The organism is Synechococcus sp. PCC 7335 (genome assembly GCF_000155595.1).
GTDB lineage: Bacteria > Cyanobacteriota > Cyanobacteriia > Phormidesmidales > Phormidesmidaceae > Phormidesmis.
In genome coordinates, this window is the sequence record NZ_DS989904.1 from 3,351,486 (window position 1) to 3,366,761 (window position 15,276).

Consider the following 15,276-nt stretch of genomic DNA (forward strand, 5'->3'; position numbering starts at 1 on the left):
CTCTACTCCTTAGTGAAGCGTTCCGCCCCACCTACCAATGACCTTAGCCGCGTCTGGATGGGGAAAATGCTGCTCAAAAATGCGGTAGTAGAATAGCTCTTCTTGAGTATCAACAGGCAGTCCCTGCAACTTTGCTGCGGCTAGCGCTTCTTGAGAAATTTCAGCCTTAGCGTGATGTTCTAGGAGGCCTGAAGACGCGCATCCTTGGGCAAACTCCATCTTGTCACGCCAGACAATCTCCTGTGGCAGCAAGTCCTCAAACGCTTTGCGCAGTAGCCATTTCTCAGGTCTAGAAGGGGACTGGAGCTTCAGTTGCGGGTCGATGCACATGCAGCGTTCGATAAAGTCAATGTCTAAAAACGGCACCCGCCCTTCTAAGCTATGGGCCATCGTCATGCGATCAACTCGCTGTAGATTGAGGTTGTGCAAACCCTGAAGAATTGCGATCGCCTCTCGATGCAGTTTCATAGAATCGTCGTATTCAGCGAAGTAGCTATAGCCTGCGAAGAGTTCATCTGCCCCTTCGCCACTGAGCACAACTTTGACATATTCACTAGCTAACCGTGAGACCATGTAGCAAGGAATCGCGCTACGAACAAGAGCCGGATCGTAAGACTCTAGATAGTAAATAACATCAGACAAAACGGTCTGCATCTCTGCTTCGGAATAGACATATTCGTGATGCACAGTGCCTAAATGTTCTGCAACCAGTCGAGCTGCCCTGAGATCAGGTGAATGAGACAGTCCCACAGAAAAAGAATGTAGCTCTTTGACCTGTTGTTTCATCAAGGCAGCAACGATACTTGAATCTAGACCGCCACTGAGGAAGACACCGACAGGGACGTCAGACATTAGCCGTTTTTGAACGCTCTGGGTCAGCGACTGCCGAATATCGCCAACGATAGTGTCGACGTCTTTCTCGAAGGTGACTGTCTTAGGCAGCTGATAGTAAGGCACCAAGCCTGCTTGAGAGTGATAGTAGTGGCCGCTGGGAAACTCGTAGATCCGCTCAGCGCAGTTGACCAATGCTTTTAGCTCGGAAGCAAAGAATATAGTGTCGTCTGTAGTTCCGTAATACAAAGGTTTAACGCCAACGCAATCGCGCCCCGCTAGCCATTCCTCGCCATCACTAATAACAAAGCTGTACATCCCCTCTAAATGCTGAACCAGCTCTTTGCCAAACTGCTGAAAGAGGGGTAAGAGAATCTCACTGTCTGCTTCTGTTTGGAAGGAATAGTCCGAGAAATGGTGCGATCGTAATTCTCGAAAATTATATATTTCACCATTACAAATGCTGTAGAGCTGTGTTGGTACAGCTTGCATAGGCTGATGTCCACCAGCCACATCCACAATAGAGAGACGCTGATGCCCTAGCGCCCAACTATCTCCTTTGGCCACTCCAGTATCGTCTGGTCCCCGATGAACGATATGCGACAAAATAGAGGAAACGTCATATTGTGTCGATGCATTAGAACCAAAGACACTAGCGATACCACACATAATTAATCCTTTACGTCTTGGTTTCTGCGTTGTCAGCGTAACACGGCAAAGTTACCTCATTTCTCTCGACTTAGGTGATGATGCCTCGTTGGCATTGCTATCAGCTGGATCGAGTTCGTTATGACAGGAGGTGATGTTTTATTCATCACCTGGCTTATTCATCGACTGATTGACGGCCGTATCAGGCTAACTATGGTCATTTCCCAGGGTAGATAACGCACTTTCTTTTTCCCATTTAGCGTTATTCCTCCCACTAATGAGCGAACTGCCAAACCTCGATGGATACTGAGCAGCGACTAAAACGCGTCCGTCTTATAAAGCACTAAACTTAGACATACGGAAAAAAGAGGTATGGAGAGAAATCCGTGAAGATATGGGTAGACGCAGATGCTTGTCCTAACGCTATCAAGGAAATTATCTTTCGAGCTGCAAGGCGGACGAACTGTCAACTGACGCTAGTGGCTAATTATCCGGTGCAAGTACCTACCGATGTACAGATGCTGGTGGTACCTCCAGGATTTGATGGAGCTGACAATAAAATTGTAGAACTGCTAGAATCAGGCGATTTAGTGATTAGTGCAGACATTCCACTGGCGGCGAAAGTGCTAGAAAAAGGAGGCTATGTCTTTACACCCAGAGGAGAGGAGTATACTGCTCGCAATATTGGTGATCGGCTCTCGGTGCGAAATTTTCTAGAGTCTTTTAGAGGCGGCGCAGAGCCTATAGGTGGCGGGCCGCCGCCTCTAAACAACAAAGACAAAGCTAACTTTGCAAATCGCTTGGATCGATTCTTGGCAAAGCATCATCAGTAAGGAGTTGGATTTGGACAATTAAGAGCGAAACCTACTAATGGCAATCAGTACTTCAACATTTCCTCATATCTTTTCTATAGGGTAGAAGCATCACAGCTTTGCGGTAAACAATGATGCTTTTAAATATCCTGACGTCTCTTAGGCAGCAGATCAGACAAAACCAGGCAGCCTGGGGAACTCTAATGCTTTTTGCTGCTGGTTTGATCATCTTACTTAGCCTAATGACTCTCATGCCCTATTCTGCCTCTGCAATTGAATAAGGTTTTGCTTTTGAGTTTGGAGGTGAGTTCAGGCTAGATCACTGGCTAATTCTTTTTCTGATCGATTGCCAGAGCCTGTTCTAGTGCTGCTTTCTCTTTTGCACGACGAGCGTAAGGTTCGAGTTCTTGAAAGCTCATCCCGGACAAGATGCTCAAGTTTTCTATGCTCATCCCCTTCATCAGAAGCTCAATGCACCAAGTCTGGCGTGCCTGAAAAGGCGTTGCACGGTTACCTGTGATGGTTGTAGTCCCACTTGCAATCGAGTTCCATAGGGCTAGTAACCCAGCGGTTTCTAGTGCCTTACTATCAGCTGAAACAAACACTGTAGTCTTTTCATCTGGCTGGGATTTAATCCATTGAGTCAGCGGATTCTTTAAATAGGTGCCGTAGCGATTTCCCATGATCCAACGGTTCACGGGTACCTGCCGCTGCCGAGAGTTAGCGATCTTGTCGGTAATCGTTAGCAGGTGCTGGCTTTTGGTAGCAAAAACGCAAGGTGAGGTGAGCTCTGCAGCTTCTTCTATGGTTATCCCAGCGCCAAAGAGGACATAGACTAAAGCATATTGCTGCGGGCCTAGTTTCTTAGCGGTTTGAAAAAGCGATCGCACGACTTCAGCAGGTAGATCAATCACCGCATTGTTTGACGCTGCGGGGACGGTGAGAGTATTACTGGCTTCATTGTTACTTTCAATAGCATCCTCTGCTTGATTTTGCAGTTGAGACAAATCGTTTAGCATTTGCAGAAAATTTGTTTGGTCTTGCCAAAGACCACCGCTGCTTGCCGATAATATGACATGGCCAATGACTAACGTATTCAGTAGGGTAGCGGTGGCTTCGATAGAGAGCCCTGACCACGCAATTTGAGTACTGCGTAGATAGCCTTCGGTTTGTAGGTTGGCTTGCTTTAGGACTTGACCTAGGGCTTGGCGGTTTTCAAGGGGTGATTGACCTGATTCGCAAATGAGTGATCGCGTGAGTTCTGGTATTTGCCCTAACAGCTCTAGAGTCGTCTCCCCATAAGCGATCAATGGCTGGTTTGAACCGGCAACTTCTGACAGTGCTGCTTGCATTCTATCTAGGACCGGGGCTTCTTTTAAAACGGCTAGAAGCAAGCCTTGCTTGCTACCAAACTGTCTAAAGAGCGTAACTTCATTAACGCCTGCCCGCTCTGCAATCTCTTTTGTGGTTGTGGCAATAGTCCCTTTTTGGATGAAGAGCTCTAGCGCCGATTTTACAATTTTTTCACGGCTAGACAACCTTCTTTCAGCCATTAGTTCACCGGTAATCTGCTAAGTACATGGTTCATTTAATTCAGGACTATAAGCATCCTACAAGTTCCTCAAATCATCTGAAATCTGAACTATCTATAGGCCTTCTACCATTTACGAGCGAACTGGAGACAGCCTCCGGCCTGTAGAAAAATGAAAGCGATACTTGCATGTTTGCGATAGAAGAGCTAACTTAGTAGATGTAAGTATTACTTGCATGCACTTTAGCATGTACCGGACAATTATGACGACTGGTAATCTACCTACACGGCTTCGGGGCCGTTCATCATCAGTTGCGGAGCCGACTACGCACAGAATGAGCTGGGCTAGTGTTGGCTTTTTTGCTGCTGTCCACGGTGTGGCTCTGCTTGCTCCCTGGTTTTTCTCATGGTCGGCACTAGGCATGGCGATCGCCTTTCACTGGCTTTTTGGCAGCGTTGGCATCTGTTTGGGCTATCACCGATTGCTTAGCCACCGTAGCTTCAAAGTCCCTCAGTGGCTAGAGTATATTATTGCGACTATCGGCGCTTTGGCGATGCAAGGCGGTCCCACTTTTTGGGTGGCTGGGCACCGTCAGCATCACGCTTTCACCGAGCACACAGAAAAAGATCCCTACTCTTCTGCGAGGGGATTTTGGTGGAGCCATATGCAATGGATGTTCTATTTGAAGCCTGAAGTCTTTGATCGTCGGGTGTATGCGCAGTATGCGCCTGATATTGCTCGCGATCGCTACTATGCTTTTCTCGACCGATACTTCTTAGTTTTGCAAGTTCCTCTTGCATTTGCGCTGTATGCTGTCGGCGGCTGGTCATTTGTAATTTACGGTGTGTTTGTCCGAGCTGTCCTGCTGTGGCACTGTACTTGGCTGATTAACTCTGCCAACCACTTATGGGGCTATCGCAATTTTGAGAGTGATGACAATTCTCGTAACCTTTGGTGGGTGGCTCTACTGACCTATGGCGAAGGTTGGCATAATAACCATCATGCGTTTCCAAAGATGGCCAAGTCTGGTTTGAGACCCTGGGAAATTGATACGACTTGGTGGTTGATTAAAGGATTACAGTCGGCTGGGCTAGCGACTAAGGTGGTGATGCCGCCGGTGAAAGCAAGGGTTTTATCCTAGTGATTACGTAGATTACTCAGCTTTAGAAGGGCTTGGTAGGTAGGGCGATCGCCCTCTGGATGTGATAGCGTTTGAACATTGCTTTTTAGCCGGAGAGAAGCGCTGTGATTGTTACAGAGCCACTGGTGTACGAAGACGAGATGGGCAATCCATTCGAAGGGACAGTAAGCTGGGATGATACCCACAGCGAACCTAGACCAGGGGTGATGATCACTTCTACTTTTATGGGTCAGTCTGATTTTGAGACCCAGAAAGCAGAACTGTTGGCAGAGCTTGGCTACGTCGGATTTGCAATTGATGTGTATGGCCAAGGAAAGCGTGCGACTTCCCCAGAGGAAGCTGGGTCGCTAATGGCAGTGCTCAATGGAGATAGAGCATTGTTGGCGTCGCGGATGGCGTTGGCGCTAAAGACAATAAGAGCGTTGCCTCAAGTGGATGAAAGTCAAATCGCCGCGATTGGATTCTGCTTTGGCGGAAAGTGTGTGCTGGATCTAGCGCGAAGTGGCGCGGACGTAAAAGGCGTTGTCAGCTTTCATGGAATATACGATCCGCCACCTGTGGCACAGGCCAAAAATATTTCAGCGGCGGTACTCGTCTTACATGGATGGGAAGATCCGCTTTCACCGCCTGAGCAGACGGTAGCCTTAGCAGATGAGCTAACGCAAAAGGAAGCCGATTGGCAGATTCATATGTATGGGCATACGGCTCATGCGTTTACAAATCCAAAGGCGCAGGCAAAAGCAGAAGGGATGTTCTTTGTACCGTCAGCAGCAGAGCGAGGATGGAAAGTGATGCAAGACTTTCTATCAGAGCAGCTGTCAGATTGAGAGCTAGTTAGCCTGATAGGAAGTTGGGTGAAAGTCAAAAGAACTTTACTTTGAGACCATCTTTGGGAACAGGCGTTGGGGCGATTGTGAATGCTAAGTCTTGCTCTGGCAGCAGCTCCCATCGATGATCGCGTAGCAGCTTTGCGGCGAATATCTTCATCTCTAAACGGGCGAATTCTTTGCCTAAACACTCGCGCAGGCCACCACCAAACGGGATATAGCTGAAGGGTTTACGCTTTTGCTCAAACTGTTCTAGATCAAATCGTTCTGGATCAAATTTCTTTGCTTGAGCGTATATTTCTAGTTCTTGGTGAGTTTGTTTGATTTGATAGAGAACCATCCATCCTGCTGGAATCTGATAGCCATCAAACTCGCAAGTTTTTAGCACTCGGCGAAATCCGCCACCGACCGGTGGCACCATTCGTAATACCTCTTTTAATTTTTGTTCTAAATAAGTCATTTGTTTGAGCGTTTCTAGCGTTAGTCTTTGATCTGCTAGTTCGTTCTGTTCTACTTCAGCTTTTGCTCTAATTTCTGGGTGTTGTGCCATTAGTAGACAAAAAGAAGTGAGCGCAGAAGTCAATGTTTCGTGCCTCGCAAATAGCAATAGCAGTACCTGATCTTTTAGCTCTTCGATAGTCAAAGAGTTGCCATCATCGTCTTTGGCAGTTAGCAATAGTTCTAAAGCATCAGGGGTAGCAGGAGAATAGGATGATTGTTCGCGATCGCGTATCAACGCCTCTAGTGCCACTAGCAGCCGCTCTCGACTACGCTTCGCTTTGCCAAAGGCCGTCCAAGGCAAGTTTATCGGTAGCGAAAATAGTCCTGCACACCAAACCTCAAACAAATTTCCTAATGTTGTCTTAGATGCATCATCTAAGCCGACTAAGAGCTTGCAGGCAATATCGAAGGTGTAGCGACGTAGTTGCGGATACCAAGTCAAGCTATCGTCTTGAGCTGAGATCTCGGTCCATTGTTGAAAGTAGCGATCGCTGATAGAGACCATAGTATCGATATAGCCTTCTAGCGCTCTAGGCTGAAACGCTTGAGCCATGAGGCGGCGACGTCCGGCATGCACACTGCCTGTTTGTAGCGCTAGAGAAAGCGGTCCCAATAGAGCTTTGACGCTAGGGGGCCAAGTGACGACGACGCGATCGCCTTCTTGACTAAACAGAAACCGGGTGGCGTCCGGCCCCTTGATAAAAACAGTCGGCTGGTTAAGCAGACGGGTCTTGAACAATGGACCATGCCTGGCATGTTGTTTGCTAGCAAAGTCGGGGTCGGTGAAGAAATCCAGTGTCTTGCCAATGATTGGAAGACCGAAATCGCCAGGCGGTAAAGCACTACGTTGGGAATTGATCATAAGAGTCAGCAGACGTCTAAGCTAATTGATACAGCCTAAACACACAACCTGATAGGTGCCTAGAAGATGATCTAGTTAGCTTACTGTCTTTTCAACATTTGCTAACGGGAGTTCTTCTCCCTGATAGTCTCTTGTCGGTGCCTTAAAGCCACAGGAGGTGCCATCTGTATAGACAACTTCATCTTCCCAGGGTAGACGATAGTTGCCGTCTACCATATCTTTCATATAGGTATAAGGACAGTCTTGAGCACCGCCTTTGACAGCCGTGTAACCTCGATGCCCAAACTGGTAGATATTGTTTTCTACACTCCAGTGTTTGCGAGCTTCGCGGACTAGATCAGGGCGAACTTCAGCGGTGATGATCTCGTCAGGGCGGTGACTACCCATGACTAATGGCTGACCGTCGAAGTTGACAATCATGCCTTCACCCATAGAGTCAAAGGTACCGTCGGTGCCGCACATACACACTGAAGCCGTAACCATAAGATTACAAAAGGCATTGGCCTGATTGGTAATTTGCCAGCTATGACGGATGGGAGCCGTGTAGCCAGCGGTGCGGAGCATAATGTCAGCACCTTTGTAGGCACATTCTCGGGCCATTTCGGGAAACATACCGTCATGACAGATGATTAAAGCAATTTTGCTACCGTTTGGACCGTCGCAGACTGGAATACCAATGTTTCCAGGCTCCCAGGGCTCGACAGGTACCCAAGGATGAAGTTTGCGGTAGTAGAGCTGTAGCTCCCCATCATCATCGATGATCAGACCGCTGTTATAGGGGTTGCCGTTAGGATTGAATTCCATGATAGAAAAGCAACCCCAAATCCGATTATTGATACAGGCTTGGCGGAAGGCGGTGACTTCTGGCCCATCTAGATGGCACATGATGTCAGGATTGGTGTCCATCGAAAGGCCATGTAGCGAATATTCAGGAAAGACAACGAGATCCATTGTGGGCATGTTGCGGCGAGCTTTGGCAACCATGTCGCAAATAACCTTGGTTTGAGCGGCCAGATCGTCTGGAGTGGCGACTGAAGGAAGCTGCGCTTGTACCATGCCTAGTACGACCCCGTTGGGAGATTTATTGAGTCCGCCAAGTCCGCTCATTGATATGTCCTCTTGAAAATTTTCAAGGTTCTTAGTTTGAAGTAGGTATTAAACTACAAGGAAATAGCAAAGCAATTCTGTGGCGGTTGTTGCAGGAATGATGAACGTAGTTGTGTATTCGAGCAGGCATTTAAGCTTCTGTTGAAAGCTTAGAAGTGTTTACGTCTGAGTATCTGCTCAGTCATTTAAGCGACATTACGATTGCTAAGAGCTTTAAAGAATTACTCAGCTTGCATTTCTTGCGTCTGCACTAGAACCTACATCAACCAGCAAAAATCAACCAGTAAGACCCGAGAGTTTACTATCAAAGAGCTTACTAGAGATATTTCATCTAGAACTATGTTTCTACGCTGAATATGAAGTGAATTAAATCCAATAGGGAGTAAATCCTTCTGCGCTGAGACGGCGAATAGCCCGCTCAATTAAGATCTTGTTTTGAAAGCAGCTACCCGCTAGAACAATTTGAGAGTTATTAGTTCGGTGAGAAATTTCTACCACGATTTCTACAAGCGTATTGTGAAACTTTGCTGCAATTACAGGTGTCATCACCGCATTACGACAGTCTTCTACAATTGATTGGAAAGTTTCTCTCCAATCAATTATGTTGGGGTAAGTATCTGTCACAGTGAATGGATAAACACTTCTTGTAGAAGATTGAGTGGCGGCGAATTCAAGTGTCAGTGCTGCTTGCCCTTCGAATCCAACGTAGTGATGCAGATTCAATAGAGAAGCCACGCCATCGAACATGCGTCCTACGCTAGAAGTGGCCGATACATTAACTTTTTGAGTAAGGGTTTTTTGTAAAGTCGTTAGTTGAGATTTTGTGAAAAACTGGATTGGCGCTAGATCTGTCATCTCGAAAGCTGCTTCGCCATAGCAGCCGTAAAGTAGGCCTAGGGCTGAGCGTCGAGGCTCTAGGCTACAGCTCTCTCCTCCAGGAAGATAGTAAGGTAAAAAATGAGCGACCCGTTCGAAGCCGTATTGTGTCCCATCTTGGGTTGGCTGTAGGAATTCTCCACCCCAAAGCGTGCTGTTCTTCCCGGCACCGTTACCATCCCACGCCACGCCCAAAACGGGGGCTTTGAGCTGGTGCTTTGCCATGCAGGAAAGAATATGCGCATAGTGATGCTGAAAGGGCACCAGCGGCGTATGCTTAGCGCTGGTGCCCAAAGGAACTTTGGATGGCGTAGCAACGGTATCACTGGCAGAGGCAAGCACAGGGGATGAACTGGGCTGAGTGAAGAGGCTAGCCATGGAAAATCTGTCTCCTTGATGACAAGAACGTATTTGCCATTCTATAAAGGGGATATGAAGATTCTATGTGGCTTTCCAGATCTAAACCGCATCTAGAGCTACGAATGTTACCTCTGGTCGATAGAAGTGGTTATTGTGATCTTCGCTTGTACTGCCGAAGGCAGAGCATTGACTATGCATATCGATTGGATCAGCAGATAAGTAATTACGAAACTTAATGAACATTCGACTTCAGGGTCGCGCTAATCGCTGTTTATCAGGTTTTCCTTTTCTGCTACCTGAAGGATGCTCTTAAGCCCTCTTGCTCTCTACTGTCCTTTCGCAAGTTACTTTATCTTCAGGCAGCTCTACAACGATTCCCTGCTTCTGGAGATCGGCTCGACAAGATCGGCTAAGAGATAGCTTTTCGCTGGCTATTCGCTCTTAGTGGTGAGCGCCCCAGGATACCCACTGCAGTGACTCTGTTGATCTTTCACAGATCAAAACCGTATCCAAATCACTTAGCGTGTCTATATTATCCAAAATTGCACCGTCGTAGTCTGCTGTCTCTAGCTCGTCAATTTCTACCCGAGCGCCGGTTAGGTCGACGTCGCAAAGGATTGCACCGCTTAGCTTAGCCTCACAGAGATCGGCTCCGCTCAAATTAGCGCCGGTTAGATCGGCTCCGCGCAGATCGGCGCCCACAAGGTTCGCACCTACTAAACTTGCTGTTTGTAAATTTGCGCCAATGAGGTTGGTGCCTTGTAAGTTAGCCCCACTGAAGTTAGTATCGACTAGCTCAGCGTCAGTTAGATTTGCTCTTGTCATTGTGGCGCGACTGAGGTCGCTACGGCTAAGGTCTGCGCTACTAAGATCACAAAGGCTTAGATCGATACCGACTAAGTACTTTCCAATTAGAGAAACTCCTCTCAAAGAGGTCTCAGAAAAGTCGCGATCGCCTTGATTATATTCGTGAAGTAATTGTTGGGAGTTGATTGACTGGAATCTCATGATAACTGCCTCCTAAATGCGCCATAGAAATATGAATAGAGAAAGGCACATTTCTAGTAGCCGCGTCGTTTTAGGTTAATCGTATGTGTAGACTATGAAGAAACTATGAGCATTCAAGGCTTGTTTAAACTAACGTCTCAACCTATCTCTCAACTTCTCAAGCTTAGCTAAGATGAATGGAGCAGGAATTAGCTTCTTCCTAGGCCATCATGAAAGCAAAATTACCCTTTCGAGAATCGGCTCGGATCGAGGCGCTTCAACAATACAACATCCTAGATACAGCGGATGAGCAAACCTATGATGATATTACCTCTCTAGCCGCCTTTATCTGTGATGTGCCGATTGCTCTAATTAGTTTGGTAGATAAAGATCGGCAGTGGTTCAAATCTAAGGTCGGAATTTCAGTGCGCGAAACGCCTCGCGATGTCTCATTTTGTGCCCATGCCATCTTGACCAAAGATATTACAATCGTTAAAGATGCTCGCGATGATGCTCGCTTTTCTGATAATCCGTTGGTGACCTGTGCGCCGAATATTCGTTTTTATGCTGGTGTGCCGCTCATTACTGCTAGTGGCCATCCCTTAGGAACGCTCTGCGTGATCGACCATCAGCCTAAAGAGCTATCTGAAGTCCAAAGAAGAACGCTCATAGCGTTAGCTCGTCAAATAGTGGTCCAGCTAGAACTACACCGAGTTTCATTACAGCTTGCAGATGCCTTAGAGAAGATAGAAATTATGGATGGGCTAATTCCGATTTGCTCTCACTGTAAGGGGATTCGTGACGATCACGGTTTTTGGTCTTCGGTTGAACGCTATATCGAACAGCACTCAGATGCTCGGTTAACCCACGGGATTTGCGATCAATGCATACAGACCTATTATCCTGACGTGGTCAAAGTATGGGAAGCTGAAAAACAACAGAAATTACAAGAAGACTAGCGAAAGTGCGATGACGCCTTTTTAAGTATCGGCTAATCTCTTCTACTACAAACTATCTTCTAGTAACGCGAATAGAAATCTCATGCTTACTTCTTGATTTTCCAGACAAATCGATTACTCTACTCCGTAGGCGTGTTAACTGCTAGCATCGAAGTAATCACTACAGGTGCGAACAAGCAGCAAGCGTATAATCCGCTGGTATAAGAGCCTGTGATTGATTTCGAGTTGGCTAGTAGAGAGGGGCCAATAGCGCTAGCGATCACAATTGCCATCATCTGTACGCCTGCGATCGCACCTAGATAGGCCCGGCCAAAGAATCGGGGGAGTACTACAGTCGTGAGTGTTCCAAAGCAACCGCCGCTAATCCCTAAGCCCACAACGGCGGGCACAATCATCCAGGTAATGTTGAGGTTGGCTATGGCTGCAATGCCGATAGCTTGGAAGACCATCATAAAGATAAAAATATATTGAATGCGAATGCGATCACAAGCCACGCCTACCCCATAGCCTACTGCCGTCGAAACCACTGCAATGGGTACAAAAATTCGGACCATGTCTTCTTCACTGATCCCCATGTCTGCGCCAATGCTGACAATGTTGAAAGTGATGCCTGTGATTGACAACGCCTGTGACATAAAGGCTAGCGTCACCGCCCAGAAAGCTAATGTGCTTAAGGCCTGCTGTCTAGTTAAGCCCCACATTGTAGTAGGCTTTGGAATTGGCACTGACGAAGTGTGACCTGCTGAAAGCTCTTTTGATGAGTAGAGATCGGCTACTTTTGCGTCCATTCGTAGGCCGCAGCTTTCCGGATTGTCACGAAACAGCAGCCAGCTGATGCTACTCATGCCAATACCTACAAACGCTGCTAGGCTCAGCCATGTGCCTCGCCAGCCGAGTACGGCGATAGATTGACTGAAGAAGTAAGGAGCGATCGCGAAGCCAAATGCGACAAAAATCCCTTCAATTCCAGATACCTGTCCGCGTCGTCGTTCGAACCACTTTCCTAACATTGTGCGACTGGTCATCGTTAACATTCCCTGCCCGCAAAACCGCAGGCTAATAAAGCCAACGACTAGCACTGGCGCTGCAATCGTTGTAGGTGTGAACGGTAGAAACTTGCTGAAGAACAAAGAGATGCGATCGCATTCGGTTAGATACACTAGCGTTGCTCCCAACCCTATTGCCGCAAGTACCGCTACGCGCCTAGCGCCTAGTTGGTCTAGCAACTTACCCCCGAACGGTAGCAGAGCGCCACTAGTCACTGTGCCCGCTAGGTAGGCATTTGCCAGCTGTAATCTTGATAGCCCTGTAGCTTCAATTAAGTGATCGGTAAAGACACTAACACCAATGGTTTGGCCTGGAATGCTAGTCAATACGCCTAGCACGCTGGCAACGAGAATCACCCAACCATAGAAGATAGGTAGCTTGGCAGGCGAAAAGGGAAAATTAGGCTGAAAAAGTTTATTCAAAATACGTTCTGGTATGCTTTTTGGCAGAGAAACTAATAGGTTGAGGGCGGATGGTCAAAGAGAGTAAAACCAGATAGACTTCTACAGTCGATTGCGCTTTGAATTTGTCCTCAGACTAGACCCTTTAGACATGACAGACTCCCTAAAAAGCAGAATGCTACTCTCCCACAATTTCACTTTGATAGAGAGTGAAGTACATCCTCTTAACCGAGAACAATTTGCTGATGTGTTCGTTAAAAGACTTAGTGAAAAGCCGGGTGTCAAGTGTACTTTGATCGAAAATCCTCATTGGGTAGTTGAAGTGAACTATAGCGCTGATACTTATTCTCCGAGCGAAGTTGGTCAGCTTTGCGTCGACGCACTAGCCAACTATCGTACAGCCAGCGCCGATATCAAAAGCTTTACCATCATGGCTTTAGGTGGCGTCAAGAACACACCTGCTACTACGCCAGCACCTTCATTACAAACAGGAGAGTGGGGCGTAGACATTGTAGAAACAACTGATCCAGGAGTCTTTTTAGAAGAGATTAATTGGGAGACGCTGTCCCAAGCTAAGCCTGCAGAAGATGTCTTTAGAATTGAGTGCGAAGTTGAGTGATTCGTAACAAACTAGACGGTTGAGTAAGCTGCCAGAATTAAAGTGGCTCAGGGCTGAACGAGCAATTGAATAATGTGGCCAATATGGCGTCAATAATACACAGTAATGGTATGAAATTAACTCAAAAAACTCAAGATAAGTCTACTCGATCTGCAATTGCTGCTGATTGCGCGCAGCTAATTGATCAACAAGTTTCTAATAAAGGTGGACTTTCAGGTATGGCACTTAAGACTGCATACAAGGTGGTCAAAGGTATCAGCGCCGACTACATTCCGGGTGCTTTGATGCGGCTAATGCCAGAGACATTCTCCAATCTAGATCCCATCTGGGAAGAAGGTGTACACTCGGGCGATCCAGTTGCTTATATGAGCGAGAATAGCGATCGCACTGCCGATGCGATCTTATCTGCTACAGATGACCGGATTGCTAGAACTGGTCAGGGCGTTATCAGCGCGACGTACAATCGGCTGAGAAAATCCGTGAAATCAGATGTGGTAGCAGCTGTTCCTGGTCTCGCTGCGATTCTACAAAAACATGTCGAATAAACTTCACTAAATTCAGCAAATAGAACAACTACTCAAAGTCTCTAGTGAAGAGATCTCTCTATTTATTGCAACTGTCTAACAAGATGATATAGTGGTGAGCTGCTCGCAAATCAACAAACCATTAGCCTGTTCTATAGCAGCCAGCTTTTCTCCAGGTAGTATATTTAACCCAGTGTGTTCTGCTATAGTTTTGGTCTACTTAGCTTATGGCATAGTCATTGGCTATAACCCTTGTGTTTCAACAGGCTAGGTGACTCGCAATGCGCGAATGCATCCGCACCTTGCTATACTTTAGTGACTTTGCTATTTCTCTATGATTGCGATCTGATTATCAGGCACGGTCAGCTTAGCGGAATTTGACCGTACCTTAAAAAGATAGACCTAGGAAAAGGCAAGAACTGCCTTCTGAAGTGCTGACTTGATAGGCTTGCGGTTCAATCGTATTAGAGACTACTAACATCTTCTCACTATAAGCTGTGCCATCGATACTGCAGCTACCTTCTAAGACAAGTAGGTAATTCCCTGCGTATTGGTAGCTTTCTTCCGAAGTGCTTTTGATGAACAGCGCACTCATTCCACCCTCTGGATCTAGGGGAATATCATAGCGCTGTACGTTGTCTTGTACTTCTGTAAAAGGATAAATATCTTCTAAGTTCGGAGCGGCTGTGTCTATTTGAACAGGTATGTAGTCTTCGATCTCATCTGTATTGTCAAAGTCAGGTGGCGACGCATAGGCTAGGATGAAGAAACCGCTGCTGTCTGAGATCTCATGGCCGCTGCCGGGTGGATTAAAGTAAAGGGAGCCAGTCGGATAGGTGCCTTTGGCATCTGTTTGAGCGCCTTCAATGGTATACACTGACTCGGTCATCGCGTGATAGTGCAGCCCCACCTGACCATCGGGAACGGTGTACCACAAGATGCTGATGTGCTCGGCATCAGCCTCCCCGGCCAAAATAAGCTTTTCTAAGTTTGGTCTGAAAGTAAAAAAGTCGTAGTTTTCTGGATTTGTTGTAAGGTCAGCTAGATCAACAACCGTTGAACTCGTGACCGCTGAGCTAGTGACATCCGATTCTTCTACTTCAAGCGCGTTGGCGAAGCCTTTCCCACGGAGAATCACAGATTCGAAATTGTTCGTCACGTTAGCCTCACTTGAGCGAATGCAGGAGCCTGAAACAACCAATACTAGGGCTAATGCGGAGGAAAATCTACTGAGTTTCATGT

Annotated in this window: 14 protein-coding genes; 6 read left to right on the forward strand and 8 right to left on the reverse strand. The window is 46.9% G+C overall.

Annotated elements, in window-relative coordinates; all coding sequences use genetic code 11:
• Positions 1-9: 9 nt before the first annotated feature.
• Positions 10-1,500, reverse strand: a complete 1,491-nt coding sequence (gene asnB, locus S7335_RS14355) for an asparagine synthase B (protein WP_006457601.1) — start codon at positions 1,498-1,500, stop codon at positions 10-12.
• A gap of 365 nt (positions 1,501-1,865) precedes the next feature.
• Between asnB and S7335_RS14360 the strand changes: the two genes are divergently transcribed.
• Positions 1,866-2,312, forward strand: coding sequence for a YaiI/YqxD family protein (locus S7335_RS14360; protein WP_006455333.1), 447 nt, complete (start codon positions 1,866-1,868; stop codon positions 2,310-2,312).
• 305 nt (positions 2,313-2,617) lie between these two features.
• Here the strand turns inward: S7335_RS14360 and S7335_RS14365 are convergent, their stop codons facing one another.
• Complete coding sequence (locus S7335_RS14365; RefSeq protein ID WP_006456633.1) at positions 2,618-3,844, reverse strand: TetR/AcrR family transcriptional regulator; 1,227 nt, start codon at positions 3,842-3,844, stop codon at positions 2,618-2,620.
• Between the two features lie 313 nt (positions 3,845-4,157).
• On the opposite strand from S7335_RS14365, the gene S7335_RS14370 reads away from it, so the two are divergent.
• Positions 4,158-4,964 carry a fatty acid desaturase gene (locus tag S7335_RS14370; RefSeq protein WP_006456566.1) on the forward strand — a complete coding sequence of 269 codons (807 nt, stop codon included), beginning with the start codon at positions 4,158-4,160 and terminating at the stop codon, positions 4,962-4,964.
• Between the two features lie 104 nt (positions 4,965-5,068).
• Entirely contained in the window at positions 5,069-5,791 is a 723-nt protein-coding gene (locus S7335_RS14375; RefSeq protein WP_038016264.1) for a dienelactone hydrolase family protein, read from the forward strand.
• Between the two features lie 34 nt (positions 5,792-5,825).
• Here S7335_RS14375 and S7335_RS14380 read toward each other — a convergent pair whose 3' ends face one another.
• From S7335_RS14380 to S7335_RS14395, 4 genes are all read right to left on the reverse strand, one after another.
• Complete coding sequence (locus S7335_RS14380) at positions 5,826-7,154, reverse strand: cytochrome P450 (RefSeq protein ID WP_006456645.1); 1,329 nt, start codon at positions 7,152-7,154, stop codon at positions 5,826-5,828.
• 75 nt (positions 7,155-7,229) lie between these two features.
• The gene (locus S7335_RS14385) at positions 7,230-8,261 is read right to left on the reverse strand and encodes a formamidase (RefSeq protein WP_006457022.1); all 1,032 of its coding nucleotides are present in this window, start codon (positions 8,259-8,261) and stop codon (positions 7,230-7,232) included.
• A 366-nt stretch (positions 8,262-8,627) separates the two neighbouring features.
• Entirely contained in the window at positions 8,628-9,515 is an 888-nt protein-coding gene (locus S7335_RS14390) for a hypothetical protein (RefSeq protein WP_006456969.1), read from the reverse strand.
• A gap of 423 nt (positions 9,516-9,938) precedes the next feature.
• Positions 9,939-10,505: a pentapeptide repeat-containing protein gene (locus S7335_RS14395; protein WP_038016271.1), complete on the reverse strand. Its 567-nt coding sequence runs from the start codon at positions 10,503-10,505 to the stop codon at positions 9,939-9,941.
• A 209-nt stretch (positions 10,506-10,714) separates the two neighbouring features.
• Here S7335_RS14395 and S7335_RS14400 point away from each other — a divergent pair, with 209 nt between their 5' ends.
• On the forward strand, positions 10,715-11,443 hold the full coding sequence (locus tag S7335_RS14400) for a GAF domain-containing protein (RefSeq protein WP_006454072.1): 729 nt from the start codon (positions 10,715-10,717) through the stop codon (positions 11,441-11,443).
• Between the two features lie 119 nt (positions 11,444-11,562).
• Here the strand turns inward: S7335_RS14400 and S7335_RS14405 are convergent, their stop codons facing one another.
• Positions 11,563-12,912 carry an MFS transporter gene (locus S7335_RS14405; RefSeq protein WP_006457712.1) on the reverse strand — a complete coding sequence of 450 codons (1,350 nt, stop codon included), beginning with the start codon at positions 12,910-12,912 and terminating at the stop codon, positions 11,563-11,565.
• Between the two features lie 130 nt (positions 12,913-13,042).
• On the opposite strand from S7335_RS14405, the gene S7335_RS14410 reads away from it, so the two are divergent.
• Positions 13,043-13,510 carry a DUF2656 family protein gene (locus tag S7335_RS14410; protein WP_038018469.1) on the forward strand — a complete coding sequence of 156 codons (468 nt, stop codon included), beginning with the start codon at positions 13,043-13,045 and terminating at the stop codon, positions 13,508-13,510.
• Between the two features lie 110 nt (positions 13,511-13,620).
• Positions 13,621-14,055 carry a hypothetical protein gene (locus tag S7335_RS14415; RefSeq protein WP_006454668.1) on the forward strand — a complete coding sequence of 145 codons (435 nt, stop codon included), beginning with the start codon at positions 13,621-13,623 and terminating at the stop codon, positions 14,053-14,055.
• A 367-nt stretch (positions 14,056-14,422) separates the two neighbouring features.
• On the opposite strand, the gene S7335_RS14420 is transcribed toward S7335_RS14415, so the two are convergent.
• Positions 14,423-15,274 (reverse strand): cupin domain-containing protein, encoded by an 852-nt coding sequence (locus S7335_RS14420; protein ID WP_006457510.1) that lies wholly within the window; start codon positions 15,272-15,274, stop codon positions 14,423-14,425.
• Between the last annotated feature and the right edge of the window lie 2 nt (positions 15,275-15,276).